Source organism: Zoogloea sp. 1C4 (assembly GCF_009469605.1).
GTDB classification, from domain to species: Bacteria; Pseudomonadota; Gammaproteobacteria; order Burkholderiales; family Rhodocyclaceae; genus Zoogloea; species Zoogloea oryzae.
Genome location: NZ_SSXU01000003.1, coordinates 193,110 through 218,189, shown reverse-complemented (window position 1 = coordinate 218,189; position 25,080 = coordinate 193,110). Strand labels below are relative to the sequence as shown.

At 63.9% G+C, this 25,080-nt stretch carries 20 protein-coding genes and 1 pseudogene; 13 read left to right on the top strand and 8 right to left on the bottom strand.

Going from position 1 to position 25,080, the window contains the following annotated elements:
* Positions 1-2: 2 nt before the first annotated feature.
* From GH681_RS23585 to GH681_RS05390, 3 genes are all read right to left on the bottom strand, one after another.
* Positions 3-680 carry a c-type cytochrome gene (locus GH681_RS23585; RefSeq protein WP_228111786.1) on the bottom strand — a complete coding sequence of 226 codons (678 nt, stop codon included), beginning with the start codon at positions 678-680 and terminating at the stop codon, positions 3-5.
* 105 nt (positions 681-785) lie between these two features.
* Positions 786-2,450: a PQQ-binding-like beta-propeller repeat protein gene (locus tag GH681_RS05395; RefSeq protein WP_153160403.1), complete on the bottom strand. Its 1,665-nt coding sequence runs from the start codon at positions 2,448-2,450 to the stop codon at positions 786-788.
* Between the two features lie 98 nt (positions 2,451-2,548).
* The gene (locus GH681_RS05390; protein WP_153160402.1) at positions 2,549-3,685 is read right to left on the bottom strand and encodes a porin; all 1,137 of its coding nucleotides are present in this window, start codon (positions 3,683-3,685) and stop codon (positions 2,549-2,551) included.
* 343 nt (positions 3,686-4,028) lie between these two features.
* Between GH681_RS05390 and thiC the strand changes: the two genes are divergently transcribed.
* Positions 4,029-5,945 (top strand): phosphomethylpyrimidine synthase ThiC, encoded by a 1,917-nt coding sequence (gene thiC / locus GH681_RS05385; RefSeq protein ID WP_153160401.1) that lies wholly within the window; start codon positions 4,029-4,031, stop codon positions 5,943-5,945.
* On the opposite strand, the gene GH681_RS23930 is transcribed toward thiC, so the two are convergent.
* A complete protein-coding gene (locus GH681_RS23930; protein ID WP_255425179.1) occupies positions 5,930-6,058 on the bottom strand; it encodes a hypothetical protein in 129 nt (42 codons plus the stop codon). The genes thiC and GH681_RS23930 overlap by 16 nt on opposite strands.
* Before the next feature lie 158 nt (positions 6,059-6,216).
* Here GH681_RS23930 and GH681_RS05380 point away from each other — a divergent pair, with 158 nt between their 5' ends.
* The 5 genes from GH681_RS05380 (at position 6,217) to GH681_RS05360 (ending at position 14,485) form a co-directional block, all read left to right on the top strand.
* Positions 6,217-9,591, top strand: a complete 3,375-nt coding sequence (locus GH681_RS05380; RefSeq protein ID WP_153160400.1) for a CHASE domain-containing protein — start codon at positions 6,217-6,219, stop codon at positions 9,589-9,591.
* Positions 9,592-9,661: 70 nt separating this feature from the next.
* Positions 9,662-10,912 (top strand): ATP-binding protein, encoded by a 1,251-nt coding sequence (locus tag GH681_RS05375; protein ID WP_153160399.1) that lies wholly within the window; start codon positions 9,662-9,664, stop codon positions 10,910-10,912.
* Positions 10,913-11,045: 133 nt separating this feature from the next.
* Complete coding sequence (ahpC, locus tag GH681_RS05370) at positions 11,046-11,609, top strand: alkyl hydroperoxide reductase subunit C (RefSeq protein ID WP_153160398.1); 564 nt, start codon at positions 11,046-11,048, stop codon at positions 11,607-11,609.
* A 149-nt stretch (positions 11,610-11,758) separates the two neighbouring features.
* Positions 11,759-13,312, top strand: a complete 1,554-nt coding sequence (gene ahpF, locus GH681_RS05365; protein ID WP_153160397.1) for an alkyl hydroperoxide reductase subunit F — start codon at positions 11,759-11,761, stop codon at positions 13,310-13,312.
* A gap of 237 nt (positions 13,313-13,549) precedes the next feature.
* Positions 13,550-14,485, top strand: coding sequence for a hypothetical protein (locus tag GH681_RS05360; protein WP_153160396.1), 936 nt, complete (start codon positions 13,550-13,552; stop codon positions 14,483-14,485).
* Positions 14,486-14,500: 15 nt separating this feature from the next.
* On the opposite strand, the gene GH681_RS05355 is transcribed toward GH681_RS05360, so the two are convergent.
* On the bottom strand, positions 14,501-16,105 hold the full coding sequence (locus GH681_RS05355; protein ID WP_153160395.1) for an NAD(P)/FAD-dependent oxidoreductase: 1,605 nt from the start codon (positions 16,103-16,105) through the stop codon (positions 14,501-14,503).
* Positions 16,106-16,180: 75 nt separating this feature from the next.
* A complete protein-coding gene (locus tag GH681_RS05350) occupies positions 16,181-16,504 on the bottom strand; it encodes a hypothetical protein (RefSeq protein ID WP_153160394.1) in 324 nt (107 codons plus the stop codon).
* Positions 16,505-16,628: 124 nt separating this feature from the next.
* Between GH681_RS05350 and nhaR the strand changes: the two genes are divergently transcribed.
* Complete coding sequence (nhaR, locus tag GH681_RS05345; RefSeq protein ID WP_153160393.1) at positions 16,629-17,546, top strand: transcriptional activator NhaR; 918 nt, start codon at positions 16,629-16,631, stop codon at positions 17,544-17,546.
* 203 nt (positions 17,547-17,749) lie between these two features.
* Here nhaR and GH681_RS05340 read toward each other — a convergent pair whose 3' ends face one another.
* Entirely contained in the window at positions 17,750-18,658 is a 909-nt protein-coding gene (locus GH681_RS05340; RefSeq protein WP_153160392.1) for a Tim44 domain-containing protein, read from the bottom strand.
* A 360-nt stretch (positions 18,659-19,018) separates the two neighbouring features.
* Here GH681_RS05340 and ccoN point away from each other — a divergent pair, with 360 nt between their 5' ends.
* From ccoN to GH681_RS05310, 6 genes and pseudogenes are all read left to right on the top strand, one after another.
* A complete protein-coding gene (ccoN, locus tag GH681_RS05335; RefSeq protein WP_153160391.1) occupies positions 19,019-20,446 on the top strand; it encodes a cytochrome-c oxidase, cbb3-type subunit I in 1,428 nt (475 codons plus the stop codon).
* A gap of 18 nt (positions 20,447-20,464) precedes the next feature.
* Positions 20,465-21,076: pseudogene (gene ccoO, locus GH681_RS05330) on the top strand (cytochrome-c oxidase, cbb3-type subunit II); the annotation flags it as partial.
* A 147-nt stretch (positions 21,077-21,223) separates the two neighbouring features.
* Positions 21,224-21,415 (top strand): cbb3-type cytochrome c oxidase subunit 3, encoded by a 192-nt coding sequence (locus GH681_RS05325; RefSeq protein ID WP_153160389.1) that lies wholly within the window; start codon positions 21,224-21,226, stop codon positions 21,413-21,415.
* Entirely contained in the window at positions 21,408-22,322 is a 915-nt protein-coding gene (ccoP, locus tag GH681_RS05320) for a cytochrome-c oxidase, cbb3-type subunit III (protein ID WP_153160388.1), read from the top strand. Before GH681_RS05325 ends, ccoP begins: the two co-directional genes overlap by 8 nt.
* A 451-nt stretch (positions 22,323-22,773) precedes the next feature.
* Entirely contained in the window at positions 22,774-23,292 is a 519-nt protein-coding gene (locus GH681_RS05315) for a FixH family protein (protein ID WP_153160387.1), read from the top strand.
* A 106-nt stretch (positions 23,293-23,398) separates the two neighbouring features.
* A complete protein-coding gene (locus GH681_RS05310; protein WP_153160386.1) occupies positions 23,399-23,638 on the top strand; it encodes a hypothetical protein in 240 nt (79 codons plus the stop codon).
* A 94-nt stretch (positions 23,639-23,732) separates the two neighbouring features.
* Here GH681_RS05310 and rho read toward each other — a convergent pair whose 3' ends face one another.
* The gene (rho, locus tag GH681_RS05305) at positions 23,733-24,992 is read right to left on the bottom strand and encodes a transcription termination factor Rho (protein ID WP_153160385.1); all 1,260 of its coding nucleotides are present in this window, start codon (positions 24,990-24,992) and stop codon (positions 23,733-23,735) included.
* Between the last annotated feature and the right edge of the window lie 88 nt (positions 24,993-25,080).

Below are 25,080 nucleotides of genomic sequence, written 5' to 3'. Positions count from 1 at the left end.
CGCTACGGCTGCTGGCGCCCCAGATGCTTGAGATAGGCCACCAGCTCCCAGATCTGGTCTGGCGTGAAGGCGGCGCCCCAGGGAGGCATCACCTCGGCGCCCTGGCGGCCCTTGCTGATGGTTTCGAAGGCCAGCTCGGGCGGAAGGTCGTCGCCGCGGCCCTTGAAGTCCGGCGCCCGTCCGCCGGTGCCCTCGTGGCCGTGGCAGTAGCCGGCGCAGGTCTTGGCAAAGCGACGGCGACCGGCCTCCACGCGGGCCGGGTCATCCAGATCGAAGGGCGCCAGCGTCAGGTGGGTGGCGGCCTTTGGCTGGGTGGCGGCGATCAGTTTGACGTAGGCGGTCAGCTGCTCGATGGCCTCCTCGTCGAGCACCGTGCCCCAGGGCGGCATGGCCTTGTCGCCATGCTTGCCGCGCACGATGCGTTCGTGGATCAGCGTAGGGTCGAGATCGGTACGTCCGGCGAGGCGCGGGCCATAGCTGGCGGCGCTGCTGCCAGGGGCGACGCCGGTGCCGGCTGCGCCGTGGCAGCTCACGCACAGGGCGTCGAAACGATTCTTGCCGGCGGCTACGCGGGCCTTGGCGTCGTCGGCTGGTGGCGCGACCGCGACGGCGGCGGTGGCGATCGACAGGAGGGCAAGCCCGCGCAGCAGCGTCGGGCGGAGACGGATCGAAGTTTTCATTGTTGTGCTCATCCAAAAAAATGGGGTGCGGCGAGGGGAGGTCTCGACGCCGCACCCCGGAACAGCACGGCAGCCGCGTCCGGCGTGGCCGTGCTGCGGAGCCGCTTACTCGAGGGTGAAGGCCATCAGGGCCGCGCCACCGGGCAGATCCTTGATCTGCGGGAAGGCGCCGGCCAGGAAGCCCGGCGCGTGGGAGCCGAGGCCGGTGGGGATCACGATGTACTGCTTGCCCTTGACGGAGTAGCTCACCGGGCCGCCGCGCACGCCGGAGCCGGCGTTGAAGCGCCACAGCTCCTTGCCGTTGTCGGCGTCGTAGGCAAACAGGTGGCCTTCCATGTCGCCGGTGAACACCAGCCCGCCGCCGGTGGTGAGCACGCTGGCGAGCGGGGGCAGCGGGTAGCGGATGCTCCACTTGATCTTGCCGGTGAGCGGGTCGCGGGCATCCAGCCGGCCATCGGGCTTCTTGCCGGAAGGCGGCGGCACCAGCTTGATCTCGTCGATGCCCAGCGACAGGGCCGAGATGGCGGTGAGGTTGGCCGGGTCGTCCTTGCCGGCGACGACCTCGTTGCACACTTCCATCGCGTGGGTGTACCAGAGCCCGGTGCCCGGGTTGTAGGCGCCGTGGTTCCAGCTGCGGGCGCCGAGCAGGTTGGGGCACAGCAGTTCACGCTTGCCCGGCTGGGGGCGGCGCGGCTCGATCAGGGCGCCCGTCTTCGGGTCGATGCCCTTGGCCCAGTTCATGTTCTCGGCAAACTGCCAGACGTTTTCCAGGCTGCCGTCCTGCTTGTCCATCACGAACACGAAACCGCTCTTGTTGAGGTGGACGATCACGTCCTTGCCACCCTTCTTGACCACCAGCGCCTCGTAGGCCGCGTCGAAATCCCAGCTGTCGTGGGGGATCTCCTGGCGGTGCCACTTGAGCTTGCCGGTCTTGGGGTCGATGGCGAGCAGGGTCGAGGTGTACTTGTTGTCGCCCTCGCGGCCCAGGGTGTAGTAATCCGGCGCGGCGTTGGAGGTGCCGATATAGATGGTGTCGGAGGCTTCGTCGTAGGTGCCCGGCATCCACGCCGAGCCGCCGCCCACCTTGCCGCTCTCGCCCGGCCAGCTTGCCGGGTCATCCTTGATGATCTCGAAGTTCCAGGCCGGCTTGCCGGTGTCGGCATTCACTGCGTAGATCTTGCCGGCGATGGGCTGGTCGCCGCCGGTGGTGCCGCCGAAGAGCACGTCGCCAGCCAGCTGGGGCGGCGACGAGAACAGCGCGCCGTACTGGGTCTTGGGATCGGTGAGCTGAGTGGACCACAGCTCCTTGCCGGTCTTCTGGTCGAGGGCCAGGAAGCGCCCGTCGAGAGTGCCAACGAAGACCTTGCCGCGGCCGACCGTCACGCCGCGGCTGGCCGAGGCGTAGAAGGCCTGCTTGGCGATGGGGTTGAGCTTGGTGGTGTAGTGCCAGATCGTCTTGCCGGTGGCGGCATCCACGGCCCACACGTTGTTGTCGGCCGAGATGTAATACAGCACGCCGTCCAGCACGATGGGGGTGGCTTGCAGGCCGTGGGCGATGTTGCCCGGCTGGTGCACCCAGGCCACCTTCAGCTTCTTCACGTTCTGCTTGTTGATCTGGGTGAGCGGGCTGAAGCGCCAGGCGTTGGAGCTGCGGTGGTACTGCGGCCAGTTGTCGGGGTCGGCGTAGCCGGGGCGCGCATCGGCAGCCACACAGGCGCCGGCGACGAGCAGCGAGGCGGCGGCAAAGACGGGGGACAGGACACGTTTCATGATGGGGTTCCTCGTGGAATAGGGTGCGGATCGGCGGTCCGGCAGCGGGGCGGGGAGGGCGGGGGAGGCCCGCCTCCGGTGTCCGGGCGCGGGCGGTCTCAGAAAGTGAAGTTGATGCCGGCGTTCAGCAGCGTCGAGCGATGGCCCACGCTGGGAATGCCCGCCGCGACGATGCTGGTCTTGATCGTCGCCGCCGAATCCGCATCGACGAAGGCCGTCTGGACGTAGAGCGTCGTGTCCTTGCGCAGCGCGAAATCGTTGGAGATCACGACGTTGCGGGTGTGATCGCCCGAATTGAGGCGGTCCTTGTTGTCGTAGTAGGCGAGGGTCGCGGTGTTGTCGGCGCGCCATTTCCAGTCGACGCCCACGCCGATGGCGTTCACGTTCGACACGTTGAGGCCGTTCGAGTGGTTGTTGCGGGCGTTGAGGTAATTGGCCTTGAAAGTGAAATCGCCAAAGGGCACCGCAATGCCCAGGCCGCCGTGGCGCACGTTGTCGTTGGCGGTCTGCTCGTCCTTGATGACCTGATACGAGGCCGACAGGATCACCGGGCCGGTATAGGTGCCGCCCAGGGCCCAGGCGCTGTTCTTCTGGGTGCTGCCCGACTGCCCGCCGGCCGACCACAGCACGCCGAAGCTGAAGGGCCCGACGGTATTGCGGTACTGGATCGCGTTGCTGAAGAAGATCCCCACGTCGTTATTGGTATTGCGGTCGGTGCCCGGCGCGCCGGCAGTGGCCTGGTATTGGTTATAGGCCCAGGCATAAAGGTTGGAGAATTGCTCCTTGAAGGCGCGGGGCTCGGTGCCGATATGGGCGAGCAGCGCCGGGCCATATTGGCGGCCCAGGGTCACGCTGCCCCAGTCGCCCTTCAGGCCGAGGTTGGCCTGACGCCGGAAGAACGGGGTGCCGGTGCCTTCCGCGTCGCCCGTGCCATGAAAGCGGCCGTTGTTGGTGTCGTAGTGGATCTCCAGATTGAAGAAGCCTTCGAGGCCGCGCCCCAGGTCGCGGTCGCCCTTGAAGCCCAGGATCGACTGGCGCAGGCCGCTGGTTTCCATGGACGTCTTGCTCTTGCCGTCCGGGTCGGTGCGACTCTGGTACAGCAGGCCTGCGTCGATGATCCCGTAGATCTCGACATTGGTTTCGGCAAACGCCGGAAATGCAAGAACGGGCAGAACGACGGCGGCAGCAAGTCGGCCGTCGATTCGACCACGGCGGGTGGAAGAAATCGGTTTCATGGTTGTCTCCTCTTTTAATTGGTGGCTCCGGAATACCTCGCCGAAGCAACGGATGCCTTTTTCCCTGGGCGGGCCGGGCACGGGAGACTCATTGCAATTTCTTTGCCAGCAAATGAAATTCGCGCCGGATGGTGAATTGGGGTCAATTCACGGGCGAATAAGGAGACACCTGTCTCAATTCTCTTCGTCAAATGGAGACGCCTGTTCGGCAAATGAGACAGATGCCCCAGCCAATTGCGGTTTTGGGCGGTGGATTGGCGTGGTCTGATATTTGCTGGTCGTCCTCGCCCCCACAAGGCCGGCGGTTACCTTCCCCGACCGCTTAACACCCACGGAGACTTTCATGAACGCCCACGATAAATTCCTCGCCGCGTCTGCCCACGTGGACGAGGCTGCCGTTGCCCCGCTGCCCAACTCCCGCAAGATCTACGTCGAAGGCTCGCGCCCGGACATCCGCGTGCCGATGCGCGAAGTCAGCCAGGCCGACACCCCGACCGGCTTTGGTGGCGAGAAGAACCCGCCGATCTACGTCTACGACTGCTCCGGCCCCTACACCGACCCGGCCGCCAGGATCGACATCCGCTCCGGCCTGCCGGCGCTCCGCCAGGGCTGGATCGAAGAGCGTGGCGACACCGAGGTGCTGCCGGATCTCACCTCCGAATACGGCCGCGCCCGCGCCGCCGACCCGGCCCTGGATGAACTCCGCTTCCCCGGCCTGCACCGCAAGCCCCGTCGCGCCAAGGCCGGTGCCAACGTCTCGCAGATGCACTACGCCCGTCAGGGCATCATCACCCCCGAGATGGAATACGTGGCGATCCGCGAGAACCTCAACCGCGCCGCCTACCTCGAGAACCTCCGCAATACCGGCCCGATGGGCGAGAAAATGGTCAAGCTGCTGGGCCGCCAGCACAAGGGCCAGGACTTCGGCGCGGCCATCCCCGCCGAGATCACCCCCGAGTTCGTGCGCTCCGAAGTGGCCCGCGGCCGCGCCATCATCCCCAACAACATCAACCACCCCGAGTCCGAGCCGATGATCATCGGCCGCAACTTCCTGGTGAAGATCAACGCCAACATCGGCAACTCGGCGCTCGGCTCGTCCATCAACGAGGAAGTGGACAAGATGACCTGGGCCACCCGCTGGGGTGGCGACACGGTGATGGATCTGTCCACCGGCAAGAACATCCACGAAACCCGCGAGTGGATCATCCGCAACTCGCCCGTGCCCATCGGCACCGTGCCCATCTACCAGGCGCTCGAGAAGGTGAACGGCAAGGCCGAGGAGCTCACCTGGGAGATCTTCCGGGACACCCTCATCGAGCAGGCCGAACAGGGCGTGGACTACTTCACCATCCACGCCGGTGTGCTCTTGCGCTACATCCCCATGACCGCCAACCGCATGACCGGCATCGTCAGCCGCGGCGGCTCGATCATGGCCAAGTGGTGCCTCGCCCATCACAAGGAGAGCTTCCTCTACACCCACTTCGAGGACATCTGCGAAATCATGAAGGCCTACGACGTGGCCTTCAGCCTCGGTGACGGCCTGCGCCCGGGCTCCATCTACGACGCCAACGACGACGCGCAGCTGGGCGAACTCGAAACCCTGGGTGAGCTCACCGACATCGCCTGGAAGCACGACGTGCAGACCATCATCGAAGGCCCGGGCCATGTGCCGATGCACATGATCAAGGAGAACATGGACCTGCAGCTCAAGCACTGCAAGGAAGCCCCGTTCTACACCCTCGGCCCGCTGACCACCGACATCGCCCCCGGTTACGACCACATCACCAGCGGCATCGGCGCCGCGATGATCGGCTGGTACGGCACCGCGATGCTCTGCTACGTCACCCCCAAGGAGCACCTGGGCCTGCCGGACAAGAACGACGTGAAGGAAGGCATCATCACCTACAAGCTGGCCGCCCACGCGGCGGATCTGGCCAAGGGCCACCCGGGCGCGCAGATCCGCGACAACGCGCTCAGTAAAGCCCGCTACGAGTTCCGCTGGGACGACCAGTTCAACCTGGGGCTCGACCCGGACAAGGCGAAATCTTTCCACGACGAGACCCTGCCCAAGGAATCGGCCAAGGTCGCCCACTTCTGCTCCATGTGCGGCCCGCACTTCTGCTCCATGAAGATCACCCAGGACGTGCGCGACTTCGCCGCCGCCCAGGGCATCGCCGAAGCCGAGGCGCTGGAGAAGGGTATGGAGACCAAGGCGGTGGAGTTTGTGAAGAAGGGCGCGGAAATCTACAGCCGGGTCTGACAGCCGTCGGGATTCATCCGCGCGTCCTCGAAATCCCCATCGGCGCGGGGCTGGTCGATGGTGGACTCAGGATTTACGGCTGGTGTGCCGTTGAACAGGGCTGGCTCCTGCATGCGCCGTCCTGCCTTCGGTGATGAAACGCCGGGGCGGGGCGGCCGTTTGTGTGACTTATTCCACAGGGCTGCCGTAAAGGTCATGCGAAACAAATCATCTATTTTGTTAAAAATTATTATAAAATAACAAAATCAATAAAATCGAGAGCGTTCGCCCCATGCGCGTTGCCGATGTCTTGCGCCGTACTGCCCTGATGGCCCTGGCCTATGTGGGGCTCGGAGGCTTCAGCCTGCTGCTTGCGGTCGCGCCCGGGTACGCCAGCCCGATGTTTCCGTCGGCTGGGCTGGCGCTGGCGGGAATGCTCCACCTGGGCCGGCCGGCGCTGGTGGCGGTGTGGTTCGGTTCGGCGCTGCTCAACCTGATCAATGCCTGGCTGAGCGGCAAGCCGGATTCGTTGTCCCTGTCCATCGCCGCGCTGATCGGTACCGGCGCGGCGATGCAGGCTGGCGCCGGTGCATGGCTGATCTCCCGCGTGATGGGCGAGCACTGGCGGGAGCTGGAGTCGGAACGGGATGTGGTGCGTTTCCTCCTCCTCGGGGGAGTGATCAGCACCCTGATCTCCTCGTCCCTGTGCGTGACAGGGCTTTACGGGCTGGGGGTGATCAACTACTCCGATTACCTGTTTGCGTGGTGGAACTGGTACGTGGGCGATTCGGTTGGCGTGATCGTCTTTGCGCCGCTGTTCCTGTGCTACTTCAACAGGCACGAAGGGCCGTGGCGGGATCGGCGTCGCCGGATCATCGGGCCGACCCTGCTCACCGGCGGCCTGGTGGCGCTGGCTTTCTACGGCGTTGCCCAGTGGGAGCGGCAGGCCCAGCAGAACCAGCTTCAGGCCGACGGCCAGGCGATTGCCAAGCGCATCGCCGACCGGGTGGTGGCCCACCGGGAGGTGCTGGCCTCGCTGCGCAATTTCATCGAGGCGACGCCGGCCTTCACGTTTCGGCAGTTCGAGCAGTTCACCCGGATCACCCTGGAGGGCCACCAGGACATCCACGCCCTGAGCTTCAACGATTTTGTCCCCCATGAGCATCGCGTGGCCTACGAGAAGGCGGTGGCCGCGCTGTCGATGAACAACGCGTTCCAGATCACCGAGAAGGATGGGGCAGGCGCGCTGCGCCGTGCCGGGGAGCGGCCCGACTACGTGGCCGTGCGCTACATCGTGCCCCTGGCCACCAATCGGCCCGCGCTGGGTTTCGACATCTATTCGGAGCCGACCCGTCGGGAGGCGATCAACCGGGCGCTGGCGCTTGGCGGGATGGCGGTGACGAAGCCGCTCAAGCTCGTCCAGGAACAGCAGCGTCGCGCCAGCGTGCTCGAACTGCTGCCAGTGCGCAACATGGAGAATCCGCTGGCGGTCGGCGGTGTTGCCCGGCCGAGCGGGTTTGCGGTGGCGGTGATCAAGGCCGACGAGATGGTGGACATTGCGACCCGCGACCACATCCCCGACGGAATCGCACTGCAGCTCACGGATGCGGGCATGCCGGCCGGACAGGGAGTGCTGTTCAGTTCCGACCAGATCGTCGACGACGAGGTGGTGCCCGAGCGGGCGAGCCGCTGGTCGGCAATGCTGCCTGTGGGCGATCGCAAGTGGCAGCTGTCGGTGTATCCGGGCCGGGGTTACTTCCAGCACAACCGGCCGCTCATGGTGTGGGCGATGGGGGTGGTGGGGCTCACCTTTGCCTTCCTGATGCAGGTGCTCATGCTGGGCATGACGGGCCGCTCGGCGCTCATCCAGCGCAAGAACGCGGCGCTCCAGGCCAGCGAGGACCGCTACCAGCGGCTGTTCAATGACAGTCCGCTGCCCATGTGGCAGATCGCCGCGGGCAGCCGGCGCTTCCTGATGGTGAACGACAAGGCGGTGGAGCACTACGGCTGGTCGAGGGAGGCTTTCCTCGCGATGACCCTGGACGACATCCTGGCCGATGGCGACGCCGTTTCGTGCCGCGAGCCAAAGGCCGGGCACGGAGCGGGCGACGACCTGCCCCGTTGCCGTCATCGCCGCAGGGATGGTTCGGAGATCGAGGTCATCGTCTCGGCCTCGATGGTGTCGTGGGGCGACGAGGACGCCTATGTGCAGGTGATCCAGGACATCACCCAGCAGATCCAGCTGATTGCGGCGCGGGAGACGGCCGAGCAGTCGAGCATGACCAAGAGCCGCTTCCTGGCCACCGTGAGCCATGAACTGCGCACCCCCATGAACGGCATTCTCGGCATGGCGCAGCTCTTGATGCGTCAGGGGGTGAGCGAGCCGGAAAGGCAGGATTACGCCCAGGTCATCATGAGCTCCGGGCATGTGCTGCTCGGCCTGCTCAACGACATCCTGGATTTCTCGAAGATCGAGGCGGGCAAGCTCAGGCTCAACCCGGCACGGCTCGAAGTGGCCGGCGTGCTCCAGGAGGTGATGAGCCTGTTCGCCGAGCCTGCCCGGCGCAAGGGGCTTGTGCTCAGCGTGCAGTGGGGCGGGCCTGAGGCCGGCGCCTACGTGGCCGATCGCCAGCGGCTGGTGCAGATGCTGGCCAATCTGGTGGGCAACGCCGTCAAGTTCACCGATGCCGGCAGCGTGCGTGTCGAAGCGTTTCAGGTGGAGGCGCTCGGCGACGAGGCGACCCTCGAGTTCGCGGTGACCGACACCGGCATCGGGGTGCCGGAGGACAAGCAGCACCTGATGTTCCACCCCTTCTCCCAGGCCGACAGCTCGGCGACCCGCCAGCACGGCGGCACCGGGCTGGGGCTGTCCATCGTCAGCAGCCTTGCCGAACTGATGGGCGGTTCGGTGGGCCTGTCCAGCCGCGCCGGTGAAGGCGCGCGCTTCTGGTTCCGCATCCGCGCGGCGGTGGGCGACGCGCCTGCGGCGCCGGTCGTCCAGCATGCACCGGTGCAGCGGGCGCCGGTCAGCATGGGGGGGCAGGTGCTGCTGGTGGAAGACAACGCCACCAACCGCCGGGTGGTCCGCTCGCAGCTCGCCTCCCGCGGCGTCGGGGTGGTTACGGCGGCCAACGGCCAGGAGTGCCTCGATCTGCTCGCCCAGGGTGCATCCCCCGATCTGGTGCTGATGGACGTGCAGATGCCGGTGATGGATGGCCTGGCGACGACCGCCGAGATCCGCCGCCGCGAGGCCGGAACCGGCCGCCGCCTGCCGATTGTGGCGCTCACCGCCGACGCATTTGCCGAGAGCCGGGCAGCCTGCATGGCCGCCGGGATGGACGATTTCGTCACCAAGCCGGTGATGCTGGAGGCGCTGGTGGGCGTGCTGCAGCGCTGGCTGCCGCCCGCCCCGGTCGAGTCCGGGCCCGCCGAACCCGACGAAACGCTGCGCACCCTGGACGGCGACCGGCTGGGCGTGGTGGTGGACGAACTCGACCATCTGCTCCAGTCGAGCGATTTCGATGCCATCGAACGGTTTCGTGAACTGAAGACTTTGGTCGCCGGAACCGTTATGGAGTCAGATTTCGACGAGGTGGGCCGGCTGGTCGGTGAGCTTCGGTTCTCGGCAGCTCGCGAGTGCCTGCGACAGGTGTTCGCCCAAATCTAGGGAGTGACCGAGTGAAAATCAACGTACTGCCCGCGCTTCTTGACGTACCGAAACAGGCCTGATCCGGACCATGAAAGTCATTCTGATCGTCGATGACAACTCGACCAACCTGCGCACGCTGGGTGAAATGCTGCGGCCTTTCTACCGGATCCGTCTGGCGGACAGCGGCGCGGAGGCGCTGCGGATTGCCGGCAGCCGGCCTCAGCCCGATCTGATCCTGCTAGACGTGATGATGCCCGGCATGGATGGCTACGAGGTGCTGCGCCAGCTCCAGGCCGACGAGGCGACGCGCTACATCCCGGTGATCTTCGTCACCGCGCTCCACGACGAGGACAGCGAGCTGCGCGGCTTCGAGCTGGGCGCGGCGGATTTCCTGCACAAGCCGGTGCGCTCGGCGATCGCCCTGTCGCGCATCCGCGCCCAGCTCGACGCCAAGGAGGTGCGCGACAGCCTGCGCGTCACCAACCGCACGATGGTCAGCCAGATGGAGGAGGGCGCCCGACAGCTGGAGGTGGCCCAGATGCAGCTGCTGCAGTCCGAGAAGATGGCCTCTATCGGCCAGCTCTCGGCGGGCATCGCCCACGAGATCAACAACCCGATCGGCTTTGTGGCGTCCAACCTCAGCGCCCTGGCGCGCTATCTGCAGGATCTGCTGGCCGTTGCGACCCTGTGCGCCGAAAACCCGGGCGGGCGCGACGCCGAGGCCATTCTGGCCGATGTGCGGGCCCACCTGCGGCGCATCGATTTCGACTTTCTGCGGGAGGATGTCTCCGGCCTCGTCGCCGAGACCCGGGACGGGGTGGATCGGGTGCGCCAGATCGTGGCCGACCTGAAGGGCTTCTCCCACTCCGGCGATTCAGAATGGGTGTGGGCCGACGTGCATGCGGGGCTGGACTCGACCCTCAACATCGCCCGCAACGAGTTCAAGTATCACTGCAAGCTGGTCAAGGAATACGGCGAGCTGCCCCACATCCGCTGCATCCCGTCCCAGCTCAACCAGGTGTTCATGAACCTGGTGGTCAACGCCGCCCAGGCCATCGAGGGCGAGGGGCAGATCACCGTGCGCACCGAGTGCACCAGCGACAATGGCGTGCAGATCAGCGTGACGGACACCGGCTCGGGCATCGAGCCCGACAAGCTGTCGCAGATCTTCGAGCCCTTCTACACCACCAAGCCGGTGGGCAAGGGCACGGGCCTCGGCCTGTCGCTGTCGTGGGGAATCGTCCAGCGGCATGGGGGCTCGATCAAGGTGCTCAGCGAGCCAGGCAAGGGCACCACCTTCAACGTGCGGCTGCCCATCGACGGCCCGACGGGGGGCTGAGGTGCTGCGGCTCCGTTGGTGTTGATGGATAGATAGTAACAATCGACTTGATTTCTATAATCAATTAGAACAATCGTTCGCGTATCTCTACCATTCGTCCTGTCCTCTTTTTGAACGCACAGGAGCTAACGAAATGGCAATCATCAACACCCAGATCAAACCCTTCAAGGCCGAGGCCTACCACAATGGCAAGTTCGTCACCGTCACCGACGAGACGGTGAAGGGCAAGTGGTCGATCTTCTTCTTCTACCCCGCCGACTTCACCTTTGTCTGCCCGACCGAGCTCGGCGACGTGGCCGATCTGTACCCGGAATTCCAGAAGCTCGGCGTCGAGGTGTACTCGGTTTCCACCGACACCCACTTCACCCACAAGGCCTGGCACGACGCGTCGGAGACGATCAAGAAGATCAACTACCCGATGATCGGCGACCCGACCCACGCCATCGCCAGGAACTTCGATGTGCTGATCGCCGACGCCGGCCTGGCGCTCCGCGGCACCTTCGTGGTCAATCCGGAAGGTGAGATCAAGGTCGCCGAGATCCACGACCTGGGCATCGGCCGCGACGCTTCCGAGCTGCTCCGCAAGGTGAAGGCCGCCCAGTACGTGGCGACCCATCCGGGCGAAGTCTGCCCCGCCAAGTGGAAGGAGGGCGAAGCCACCCTGGCGCCGTCCCTCGATCTGGTCGGCAAGATCTGATCGATCATCGCTGAAACCCCTCCCGCCGGGCGGAAGCCCGCCCCGGTGCGGATTCCAGCGTCAAGCATTGCCCCGCCGGGGTAGTGTTTGGCGATGGGATTCCCTGGAATCAACGAACACACCGAAAGCAACGCACGAAAGGACGCATCATGCTCGACGCCAACATCAAGACCCAACTCAAGGCCTACCTCGAAAAACTGCAGCGCCCGATCGAGCTGGTCGCCTCGCTCGACGACAGCGCCAAGGCCCAGGAGCTGCGCGGCCTGCTCGTCGATATCGCCGAGCTCTCCAACCGGGTCACGCTGCGTGAGGACGGCCAGCACGCCCTGCGCCCGTCCTTCGGCGTGGCCGAACCCGGCCAGGCGCCGCGCATCCACTTCGCCGGCATCCCGATGGGCCACGAGTTCACCTCGCTGATCCTCGCGCTGCTGCAGACTGGCGGCCATCCGCCCAAGGTGGAGCAGGCGGTGATCGACCAGATCAAGGCGCTGCCCGGCAAGTTCGAGTTCGAGACCTTCATCTCCCTGTCGTGCCACAACTGCCCGGACGTGGTGCAGGCCCTCAACCTGATGGCCGTGCTCAACCCCGGCGTCACCAGCACGATGATCGACGGCGCGCTGTTCCAGGATCTCGTCAATGAGCGCCAGATCATGGCGGTGCCCACGGTGTTCCTCAACGGCCAGAACTTCGGTCAGGGCCGCATGACCGTCGAGGAAATCCTCGCCAAGGTGGATACCGGCGCGTCCGCCCGCGCCGCCGAAGAGCTCTCCGCCAAGGCAGCGTACGACGTGCTGGTGATCGGCGGCGGCCCGGCCGGCGCGGCTGCGGCCATCTACGCGGCCCGCAAGGGCATCCGCACCGGCGTGGTGGCCGAGCGCTTCGGCGGTCAGGTGATGGACACCCTCGGCATCGAGAACTTCATCTCCGTGAAGGAAACCGAAGGGCCCAAGCTCGCGGCGGCGCTGGAGCAGCACGTCAAACAGTACGACGTGGATCTGATGAATCTGCAGAAGGCGAAGAAGCTCGTTCCGGGCTCGCTCATCGAGATTGAACTGGAAAACGGCGCGACCCTCAGGAGCAAGTCGGTGATCCTCTCCACCGGCGCCCGCTGGCGCGAGATGAACGTGCCGGGCGAGAAGGAGTACAAGGCCAAGGGCGTGTGCTTCTGCCCCCACTGTGACGGCCCGCTCTTCAAGGGCAAGCGCGTGGCAGTGATCGGCGGCGGCAACTCGGGTGTCGAGGCGGCCATCGACCTGGCCGGCATCGTCTCCCATGTGACGCTGCTCGAGTTTGCCGACACCCTGCGCGCCGACGCGGTGCTCCAGACCAAGCTCTACAGCCTTCCCAACGTCACGGTGATCAAGTCCGCCCAGACCACCGAAGTGACCGGAGACGGTCAGAAGGTGAACGGCATCCGCTACAAGGACCGGGTGAGCGGCAGCGAGCACCTCGTCGAGCTCGAAGGCATCTTCGTGCAGATCGGCCTCCTGCCCAACACCGACTGGCTGAAGGGCGTGGTCGAGCTGTCGGACCGCGGCGAGATCATCGTCGATGCCAAGGGCCAGACCTCGGTGCCGGGCGTCTTCGCGGCGGGCGACTGCACCACCGTGCCCTACAAGCAGATCATCATCGCCATGGGCGAGGGCGCGAAGGCGTCGCTGGGTGCCTTCGATCACCTCATCCGGAGCTCCGTGCCGGCCTGATGATGAAGGCCTGAACGTGACGGCCGGCGAGTCGCCATGCGGCTTGCCGGCCTGGTCGCGATGTGGTGGTTGCGGTGGAGGAATCGGGCGTCAGCCAGCGGTTGTCACCGGGCTTGCGTCATATTTTGCGAGTTGTTGATCGGGGTACTTGCCGGCCGGGAAGGTGGCGAAGGATAATGTCATCCTTTGTTACATGTCGGATCGTCGCCTGTGCGCCGAAAGCAATCGAATCTCCGCGTGGTTCATGGCAATGCCGATCAGCTGGACGCCGAGGCTGAGGCGCTGCTGGCCGATATCGCTTCGTTCGACATAGAAGCGGCACGCCAGCGGGTGCAGGAAATCGACGCCAGGGCCAACGGGTTGCGGGTGTCCACCACCCAGTTTCCGGAGGCGCTGCCGCAGGTGTGTTTCGAGGCCGAATCCACGCCTGCGCCGCGGGTTTCCGTCGAGGCGTCGTCCTGCAGCCAGCCGTTGCCGGCTGCACCCGTCGAGGCGCCGCCCCCGGCGCATCGCCCCCTGGGCGGCGGGCTTCTCGAACAGATCAAGGATGAAGTGGTCATCAGCCAGCGCCGGGCCGATGACCTGACTCGTCGCGTCGACGCCGCGCGGGACAGCCTGGATCGCCGTCTGCGCTCGATGTTCGACTACTTCCACGATCTGACAACGCAGCTGAATTACCTCAAGCCCCGCATCGGGCGCGACTATTACTTCCTGGGTGCCGACGACGCCTTCCGCGATCTCACCTGGCTCGAAGGCTTCGCCGATTTCCGCACCCAGTCCGAAAGCGATGGCGGCCGCATCGAGCGGGTCACCCTGGGCTTCACCCTGAAAGGCCCCGGCGAGCGGACGCTGGATCGCTCCGGCAGCGGCATCGAGCGGCTCCGGCAGGTGCTCTTCGATCTGGGGCTGCGTTTTGAATGCACCGAGCGCCGCAATAGTCAGCGCGAACTCGAGTACGCCAGCTTCCGCATCCCGGACGAGATCACGGTGCGGGTGGTGTGGCGGGCCGATTTCGAGCGTCAGCAGGTGGTCATGGAGTCGCGCAACCTCGAGCGCCTCGGTTTTGCCACCTGTGCCCTGCTGCCCGAATCCATCGGCCCGGCGATGCTCGACGAATTCGGCCGGCTGGTGCTCGGTCGCCCGAACACCTTCCGTAGTTTCGTCAACCGCTGATCCGCGGCTGGCCGCTCAGGCCGGCTTGAGCAGATCCTCGGCCACGGCTTCGGCAACCCGTATGCCGTCCACCCCCGCCGACAGAATCCCCCCCGCGTAGCCCGCGCCTTCGCCGGCCGGGTAAAGACCTTTCACGTTCAGGCTCTGCAGGTTTTCGCCGCGGGTGATGCGCAGCGGCGACGAGGTGCGCGTCTCGACGCCGGTGAGCACCGCGTCGTAGAGGTCGAAGCCGCGGATCTGGCGGTCGAAGGCCGGGATGGCCTCGCGGATCGCCTGGATCGCGTAGTCGGGCAGGGCGCTGGCGAGGTCGCCAAGATGCACGCCCGGCTTGTACGAGGGCTCGACGCTGCCCAGCTTGGTGGATGGCTTGCCCTGCAGGAAATCGCCGACAAGCTGGGCCGGCGCCTCGTAGGTGCCGCCGCCCAGTTCGAAGGCGCGGCTCTCCAGCTTGCGCTGGAATTCGATGCCGGCCAGCGGGCCGCCCGGGTAATCCTCGGGCGTGATCCCGACGACGATGCCCGCGTTGGCGTTGCGCTCGTTGCGGGAATACTGGCTCATCCCGTTGGTGACGACCCGGTTGGGCTCCGACGTGGCGGCCACCACCGTGCCGCCCGGGCACATGCAGAAGCTGTACACCGCCCGGCCGTTGGAGGCGTGGTGCACCAGTTTGTAGTCGGCTGCGCCGAGCAGCGGATGGCCGGCGTGGGGGCCGAGGCGGGCCTTGTCGATGAGCGACTGGGGGTGCTCGATCCGGAAGCCCACCGAGAAGGGCTTGGCTTCCATGAACACGCCCTTGTCGTGGAGCATCTCGAAGGTGTCCCGCGCCGAGTGGCCGAGGGCCAGCACCACGTGGTCGGCCAGGATCTCGTCGCCGGCGGCTGTCTTCACGCCTCGCACCTGACCGTCTTCGATGACGATGTCGGTCACGCGCTGCTGGAAGCGGATCTCGCCGCCCAGGGCGATGATCTCGGCACGCATGGTCTCGACCATGCCCACCAGCCGGAATGTGCCGATGTGGGGCTTCGCCACGTAGAGGATCTCGGGGGGCGCGCCGGCCTTCACGAATTCGGTGAGCACCTTGCGGCCCAGGTGGCGCGGGTCCTTGATCTGGCTGTAGAGCTTTCCGTCCGAGAAGGTGCCAGCGCCGCCCTCACCAAACTGCACGTTGGATTCGGGGTTGAGGTTGTTCTTGCGCCACAGGCCCCAGGTGTCCTGGGTGCGCTCACGCACGGCCTTGCCGCGCTCCAGCACGATCGGCCGGAAACCCATCTGGGCCAGCACCAGCGCGGCGAAGATCCCGCACGGGCCAAACCCGATCACCACCGGGCGGTTGGTAAAGTTGGCCGGGGCATGGCCGACGAAGTGGTACTCGGTGTCGGGCGACGGCTTGACATGGAGGTCGCCAGCGAACTTCTTCAGCAGCGCCGCTTCGTTCTGCACTTCGGCGTCGATGATGTAGATGAAGGACAGCGACTGGTTCTTGCGCGCATCGTAGCTGCGCTTGAACACCTTGAAGTCGAGGAGGTCGGCGGGCTTGATGCCAAGGCGCTGGACGATGGCGGCGGGCAGGGCCTCGGCCGCATGATCGAGGGGGAGCCGGAGTTCGGAGATTCTGAGCATGGAGGCATGGCGGGCGTCGTGTCCCGCAGATGGCGTTCGGCCCGCGATTTTATCCGGAAATGCCGGCGTCTGGCGTCAGGCGGGCAGTGCGGTACGGCCTGCTTCGTGGGCGCCTGCCTGGCTGGCGATGGCCGACTGGACTCGGGCCGCAGCCCGCTCGATGACACGCCCCGCGTCCGGACCCAGTTCTTCGAACACGACGAAGCGTCCTTTCATCTGGATGACGACCCGGCACAGCTTGTCGGCGACGCCCAGTGGCTTGTGCATGCCGCTCAGGCGGATGGTGACGGACTGGACGGCATGGCCGACGCGGCCGAGGGCCGCGCCGATGCGCGCGGTGGCGATGCTCCGGAGCTTCTTGGCGCCGGGCAGGCCGATAGTCTTGATATGGATTTCCATGGGATGGCTCCGGTGATCTGGATCAGGATTTAACTCTAGGTTCGTCAAGGCGTAAAATAAAGTCGCAATATGAGAAGGAATGATTCGAGAATCCCGAATCGTTTGCGCCAGCACGGAGCCCGGCATGAATCTGAAACACTTGTTCTACTTCTGGAAGACCGCCCGCAGTGGCGGCGTCGTCAAGGCGGGCGAGGCCCTGCACATCACCCCGCAGACCATCAGCGGGCAGATCCGGCTGCTGGAGGAAAGCCTCGACACCCAGCTGTTCTCCCGCGATGGCCGCTCGCTGGAACTCACCCCGGCCGGGCGGCTGGCGATGGAGTACGCCGACGAGATATTCACTTTGGGCGCAGAGCTCGAGCAGGCACTGCGCCACTACCCCAAGGGTCGGCCGGCGGAGTTCCGTGTCGGGGTGTCCGACGCGGTGCCCAAGTCACTGGCGTACCGGCTGTTGCGCCCGGCGGTGAATCCCGCTGATCCGGTGCGCATCATCTGCCGCGAGTGGCGTCTCGACCGCCTGCTGGCGGAGCTCGCCATTCACCGCCTGGATCTGGTGATCGCCGACTCGCCGATCCCGCCTTCCGTCGATGTGCGGGCCTACAACCACCGGCTTGGCGATTCCGGCCTGAGCTTTTTTGCTGCGCGCGCGCTGGTGGGCGATGCGTCGTGGACCTTTCCCGAATGCATCGCTGATCTGCCGGCCCTGCTGCCCGGCGACGATTCGGCCATCCGGCGGAAGCTGCTCGAATGGCTCGATCGCAAGCGCCTTCGTCCGCGCATCGTTGGCGAATTTGACGACACCGCGTTGATGACAGCCTTCGGGCGCGCCGGGGTGGGCGCGTTCGCGGTGCCAACGGCGATCGAACAGGAGACGCTTGCCGACGGCGATCTTGTGCTGCTAGGCCGGGCGTCAGAGGTTAGGGTGGAGTACTACGCGATTTCGGTCGAGCGACGCCTCACGCATCCCTGCGTGCTGGCCATCTCGGAGGCTGCGAAGACGGGTTTTGAATCGCTGGAAACCGGGATCATGGATCCGGAGTAGGGCGGGGCGATCGTCTCTCTACATATATATATGTAAGAGGGCCCCGCGTCGGGAGGTCGGTCAGGTGGGGCGGGCTCTTGGGAGAGGGCGGTGCGTACGGCGATCCACCAGGGCCGCGCCGCAACTTCTGAATTTGTAGCGAGCTTTAACGAGGCCGGATGCGCCCCCGCGCGGCGCTTTTGACGTCGGCGGGGGCGTGGCTCTTAGTGGGCTTGCTGGATGCCGGCAACAACCCAGCCAGCGTCGCCGGTAAGGGGCTTGGTGAGGTGCCAGATCTCGTCGATGGGTTCCGGCGCTGCGTTCGCTTCTTCGCGCAGCAGGCCAGTGAAGCGCACGCTGACGATGTAGCGGCCGGCTTCCTCGGTGACGTCGATCACCTCGGCGTTCAGCGAGACCACATCGGTCTTCTGCGGCGCACTGCCTTGCTCCATCCAGTTCATCTTGATCTCGGCGAACAGTTCCGGCGTGGTGTACTCGCGGATGTCCTCGAGATTGCGTGAATCGTTGGCAGCCTGCAGCCGGATGAAGTTGACCTTGGCGTTGCGGGCGAAGCCTTCGGCGTCGAAGTCGGCCGGCAGGGTGCTGGCAACGGCAGCCGCCGCGGCGCTACCACCGGCAACAGGCGCCGGCTGAATCGCAGGCTGCTCGGCGTTGTGGCCGGTGTATTGCATCCCGCCTGCACCTGCCAGTGCCGGCTGCTGAGGCTGGGCACGCTTGCGCATGAAGAACCCGATGAGCGCGATGACCGCAAACGCGATCAGGGCCATCGTCATCATGGACGCGAGTTCTTCACCAAAGCCGAAGTGCGAGGCAAGGGCCGCGAGACCGATGCCTGCGGCGAGCCCGGCTAGCGGGCCCATCCAGGAGCGCTTGGGCTGGGCCTGGGGGGCGGCAGGTGCGCCAGCCTGCTGGGTGCGGGCCGGGGCAGCAGCTGCGCCCGGGGCCTGGGCCGGCGTGGCGGGCGTCGCGTTGGTCGCGTGGGGTTGGTTCATTTCCTGGCGCTGCATACCAGAAGATTTTCCGCCGCCAAAACGTTTGGCTGCGTCTGCATCGCCGGAGATCAGGGTGAGACCGAGGGCCAGCGTGGCAGTCAGAAGGGCGAGGGATTTCATGGAAGCTCCTGTTGTGGGTGACTCCGTTGAAGCTTAGCGCGATCGCTGGATAAATAAAATCAACATTGTCAGCAAATATTGTTCGTAAAAAACTGATGGTCGGTTATGGGTGGCAGCACGGCGCATCGGGATCCGTCAATGACGTGCATCCAGATTTTCCCCGAAACACCATTTTTCAGAGCGCTGAAATCAGGCGGAAAGCCTCACGCCACAAAGAGATTCGCCGTGCCGCGCTGCAATGAAGTTGATCTGTGTCAAAATGTCGCCCTAATCGCGGGGTATCCTTCCGCGAAGCCTGCCGGTGCTCCGTCTTTCCGGTGGGGATGGGGGGTTTTGTTTTCTTTTCTTGAGGTGACTCACATGCAATCGCAGACTTACAACTATAAAGTCGTGCGGCAGTTCGCCATCATGACGGTGGTATGGGGTATCGTGGGCATGCTGGTCGGCGTCATCGCCGCAGCACAGCTCGTGTGGCCCGAATTGAACGTTGCCGAATGGCTGCACTTCGGACGGCTCCGCCCGCTCCACACCAACGCGGTGATCTTTGCGTTCGGTGGCTGTGCTCTCTTTGCAACGTCGTACTACTGCGTCCAGCGCACCTGCCACACCACGCTGTTCGCCCCGGGCCTTGCTGCCTTCACCTTCTGGGGCTGGCAGCTGGTCATCCTGCTTGCGGCGATTACCCTGCCGCTCGGTTACACCTCATCCAAGGAGTATGCCGAGCTCGAGTGGCCGATCGACATCCTGATCACCGTGGTGTGGGTCTCCTACGCCATCGTGTTCTTCGGCACCATCGGCATCCGCAAGACCACCCACATCTACGTGGCGAACTGGTTCTACGGCGCCTTCATCATCACCGTCGCCCTGCTGCACCTGGTTAATAGCGCAGCACTGCCGATCTCTTTGTCCAGCATGAAGTCCTACTCCGCCTACGCGGGCGTGCAGGATGCGATGGTCCAGTGGTGGTACGGCCACAACGCCGTGGGCTTCTTCCTGACCGCCGGCTTCCTCGGTATGATGTACTACTTCGTGCCGAAGCAGGCGGGTCGTCCGGTGTACTCCTACCGTCTGTCGGTGGTGCACTTCTGGGCGCTGATCTTCACCTACATGTGGGCGGGCCCGCACCACCTCCACTACACCGCGCTGCCCGACTGGACCCAGTCCGTGGGCATGGTCTTCTCCCTGATCCTGCTTGCACCGTCCTGGGGCGGCATGATCAACGGCATCATGACCCTGTCCGGCGCCTGGCATAAGCTGCGCACCGACCCGATCCTGAAGTTCCTGATCACCTCGCTGTCCTTCTACGGCATGTCGACCTTCGAAGGTCCGATGATGTCCATCAAGACGGTCAACGCCCTGTCCCACTACACTGACTGGACCGTCGGCCACGTGCACTCCGGTGCGCTGGGCTGGGTTGCGATGGTGTCCATCGGCTCCATGTACTACCTGATCCCGCGCATGTACGGCAAGACCGAGATGTACTCCATGAAGCTGGTGACCACCCACTTCTGGGTCGCGACCATCGGTGTCGTGCTCTACATCGCTTCCATGTGGATCTCCGGCGTGATGCAGGGCCTGATGTGGCGTGCCACCAACCCGGACGGCACCCTGACCTACTCCTTCGTCGAGTCCGTCAAGGCCAGCTACCCGTTCTGGACCATCCGTGTCGTGGGCGGCGTGCTGTTCCTGACCGGCATGCTGATCATGTTCTACAACATGGTGAAGACGATCGCCGGTCAGAAGGCCTACAACGCTCCGGTGCTGGCACCTGCCGGCGCGCACGCCTGATCGGGAGGAAAAATAATCATGGCTCAATCGAATCACGACATCATCGAACGCAAGGTCGGCCTGCTCATGGTCCTCACGCTGCTCACCGTGAGCGTGGGTGGCCTGGTGGAGATCGTTCCGCTGTTCTTCCAGCACTCGACCACCACCCCGGTCGAAGGGCTCAAGCCCTATGACCCCGTCCGCCTGGTGGGGCGCGATATTTACGTTCGTGAAGGCTGCTACAACTGCCATTCGCAGATGATCCGCCCCTTCCGCGCCGAGACCGAGCGTTATGGCCACTACTCCGTCGCAGGCGAATATGTTTACGACCGGCCGTTCCAGTGGGGCTCCAAGCGTACCGGCCCGGATCTGCACCGGGTCGGCGGCCGTTACTCGGACCAGTGGCATCGTATCCACCTGCTGAACCCGCGCGACGTGGTGCCCGAGTCCAACATGCCGGCTTTCCCGTGGCTTGACCGCCCGGCCAAGATCGACGACATCGAAGACAAGATGGCGACGTTGCGCAAGCTGGGTGTGCCCTACAGCGACGAGGACATCCAGGGTGCCCGCAAGGCCCTCGAAGGCAAGACCGAACTGGAGGCCGTCATCGCTTACCTTCAGGGTCTCGGCACCGCGCTGAGCGCTGGGAAGGCTGCACCGGCGCCTGCGCCGGCTGCTGCGGCCGAGCCTGCACCTGCTGCTGAGCCGGCTGCTCCGGCTCAAGGTGCGGCTGAGGCGTCCGGCAAGGCGGGTAGCTGAACCGCCAGGTAACCATTCTGAGAACGCAGGAGTCTGACCTTGGATATCAATGACGCACGTGCAGTTGTAACGGTTCTGGCGTTGGTTTGCTTCATCGGGATCACGCTTTGGGCATATAGCAGTCGTGCGCGCAAGGGGTTTGACGAGGCGGCACTCCTGCCGTTCAGCGAGGACGACTTGCCTGCTCCCGAAGGGGCACGGCAAACCAAGGAAGGAAATAAAAATGGCTGACTTTGTTAGCGGTTTCTGGAACGCCTACGTTATGGTGTTGGTGTTCCTGAGCATCGGGTTCTGTGTGTTCGTGCTGCTTTCGAACACCACCAAGCGTACGTCCGGCCCCGTGGGGCTGCACGACCACATTTGGGATGAAACCCTTCAGGAGTACAACAACCCGCTGCCGCGTTGGTGGATGTACATGTTCTGGATCACGATCGTTTTCGCGATCGTCTATCTGGCCATGTACCCGGGTTTTGGCAACAATCAGGGCAAGTTCGGCTGGTCTTCCGGCAAGCAGTGGGCTGATGAGCAAAAAGCTGCTGCCGAAAAGTACGGGCCGATCTTTGCGAAGTTCCGCAGCATGGATCTGAACGCGGTTGCTGGTGACAAGGAAGCCAATGCGATGGGGCAGCGTCTGTTCCTGACCTATTGCGCTCAGTGTCACGGTGCTGATGCCAAGGGTGCCAAGGGCTTCCCGAACCTCACTGACAGCGACTGGCTGTATGGTGGTGAGCCGGAAACCATCCGCACCACGATCCTCGGCGGCCGTCAGGGCATGATGCCCCCGTTTGGTCCGGCGCTCGGTGCTGATGGTGTCAAGAACGTCGCCAACTACGTCCGTTCGCTGTCTGGTCTGGCCCACGACTCGCTGCGCGCTCAGCAGGGCAAGGAGCTTTTTGCTCAGAACTGCGCCGCCTGTCACGGTGCTGACGCCAAGGGTACGCCTGCTCTTGGCGCACCGAACCTGACCGACAAGACCTGGCTGTACGGTTCTGCTGAAGCAACGATCATCGAGACCGTCACTAATGGTCGTTCCAATCAGATGCCTGCATTCAAGGACTTCTTGGGTGAAGACAAAGTGCATCTGCTTGCCGCTTACGTGATGAGTCTCTCGAAGGCTGCGCCGGCAGAAGCGAAGTAATCACATCTGCAGACGGTATGCTGATCAAAAGCTCCCCGGGTTCTCCCGGGGGGCTTTTTCAATTTGGACCAGACCAAAATGTGGCGCCTTGGGTTTGGTTGCGTAAAGGCCCCAGGTTGGTTTCATCATCTCAACAGGCAGAGGTGTTCAGACGTCGATAATGGAGCTGCTCTATCCTGACAGCCACGCTTGGTGACTTGGTGGGGCTGACCTCGATTTTGAATGTGTCGTGCGGAGTCATCTCCGTCGTAACTGCGCGGGTGGCCCGAACCGCGTCGGAGATCTCGGTTCAATTTTTCTCGACTCGGTTGATCGTTGCTGTTTTCGTTTCAGCGCTCCCGAGATTCGAATTCCGGTTATATTGAAGCGTCGGATCTGAGTGCTGGCGTTCATGAGCCCGCTTTCGTCCCTGTGGGGCAAGAACCTTTAGAACTATCTGAATGTGAGTACTATGCAAGCAGCGCAGCAATCAAAGCCCTGGTACAAGGAACGTTGGACGTGGTTACTGATGTTGATGCCGGCCACGGCCGTTGTCGCAGGGTTCATCACGCTCTGGCTGGCCATTACGTCGTTTGATGGCCTGGTGGCAGACGACTATTACAAGCAAGGTCTGGCCATCAACCAGACCTTGGCCAAGGTTGTGGCCGCGCGCGATAGCGGGCTCGTCGGTACGGTCAAGTTCAGCTCGGAAGAAGTTGGTGTCGTGCTTGAGTCGAAGGCCGGTGTTGCGTTGCCCGAGAGGCTTTTCTTGACATTGGCTCACCCTACCAAGAGCGGGATGGATCAGAAATTCGTTCTTGAGCGTCGCGATGGGAGATACAGTGGCGTTGTCGATACCGCCATCACCAGCGCTCACTGGAAGGTGCTGCTTGAGGATGAGTCCCGCACTTGGCGTTTGTCCGGCTCCGCATTTTTGCCGACGGAGACCGAAGTTCGGCTGGATTCTGCTGATCTCAAGCCGGTTGACTGATTTTTGCGGTACTGCGGTTTGAAGGATTTTTTTACTTCGGTCTTTCAGGCCGCATCGTCTTCGTGATGTTGTGGTGTCAGTGCAGGTCTGCCGTCAGGAGGTTTGTATGTTGAAAGTGATTCAGGTCTTGTGGCCGTCGTTCCTCGTTGCAGGTGTCGCCGAGGTCATTTTCTTCACGGTAATCAATCCGCAGGAGCTATACCTGTTTGGTGCGCCAGTACATTTTTCGGGGGTGGCGACCTACTCCATCGGCTTCTTCGGGTTCTGGCTGGTCTGTGCCGCATCGAGTCTGTCTACGCTGTTCTTTCAGCGTACGTCGGATGAAATCAACAGGATGGAAGCCTGACTAACTGGTGCTGAACTGATTTGCAGAAGATAAAACGACAAGGCCTCGCGATTTGCGAGGCCTTGTCGTTTGGGGCGACCGGTCGAGAGCTTGATCAGCCCCGGCGCATGGCGTCGAAAAACTCGCCGTTGTTCTTGGTCGCCTTGATCTTGTCAAGGAGGAACTCCATCGCATCGATGTCGTCCATGCCGTAAAGAAGTTTGCGCAGCACCCAGACCTTCTGAAGGATGTCGGACTTGAGCAGCAGCTCTTCACGACGAGTGCCGGAGCGGTTCACGTTGATTGCCGGATAGACGCGCTTTTCGGCCATGCGGCGGTCAAGGTGGATTTCCATGTTGCCGGTGCCCTTGAACTCCTCATAGATCACGTCATCCATGCGGCTGCCGGTGTCGATGAGGGCGGTCGCGATGATGGTGAGCGAGCCACCTTCTTCGATGTTCCGTGCGGCACCGAAGAAACGCTTCGGTTTTTGCAGTGCGTTTGCGTCCACGCCGCCCGTCAGAACTTTGCCGGATGCAGGCACGACCGTGTTGTATGCGCGGGCCAGGCGGGTGAGGGAGTCGAGAAGGATGACCACATCCTTCTTGTGCTCGACCAGCCGCTTGGCTTTTTCGATGACCATCTCGGCAACCTGGACGTGCCGGATGGCGGGCTCATCGAAAGTCGAGGCGACGACCTCACCTTTGACCGAGCGTTGCATTTCGGTCACTTCTTCGGGGCGTTCGTCGATCAGCAGGACGATTACGACGACATCCGGGTGGTTGGAGGTGATCGAATGGGCGATGTGCTGCAGCATCACGGTCTTGCCGCTCTTGGGCGGTGCGACCAGAAGGCCACGTTGACCCTTGCCGATCGGCGAGATCATGTCGATCACGCGGGACGTGATGTTTTCTTCGCCCCGGATGTCTCGTTCGAGCTTGAGGCACTGGTTCGGATGCAGTGGCGTCAGGTTCTCGAACAGGATCTTGTGCTTGGCAGCCTCGGGCGGCTCGAAGTTGACCTTGTCGACCTTTACCAGCGCAAAGTAGCGCTCGCCTTCTTTCGGGGTGCGGATCTCCCCTTCGACCGTGTCGCCGGTATGCAGGTTGAACCGGCGGATCTGGCTCGGCGAGACATAGATGTCATCCGTGCCCGCGAGATACGAAGTATCCGGCGATCGCAGGAAGCCAAAGCCGTCCGGCAGAATCTCCATGACCCCATCGCCGTAGATCGGCTCACCCTTCTTGGCGCGGTTCTTGAGCAGCGCAAAGACGAGCTCCTGCTTGCGCAGGCGATTGGCACCTTCGATTTCGTTGGCGATGGCCATTTCGAGCAATTGGCCGACGTGGAGAGACTTGAGCTCCGAGAGTTGCATGGCTGGCAGCGGTGGGGGAGAGGGGGAAAGGAAGAGATGTAAGAAGGCGGCGGCGAGGTGGCCGCGACGCGTACAGCAGCAGAAGTGC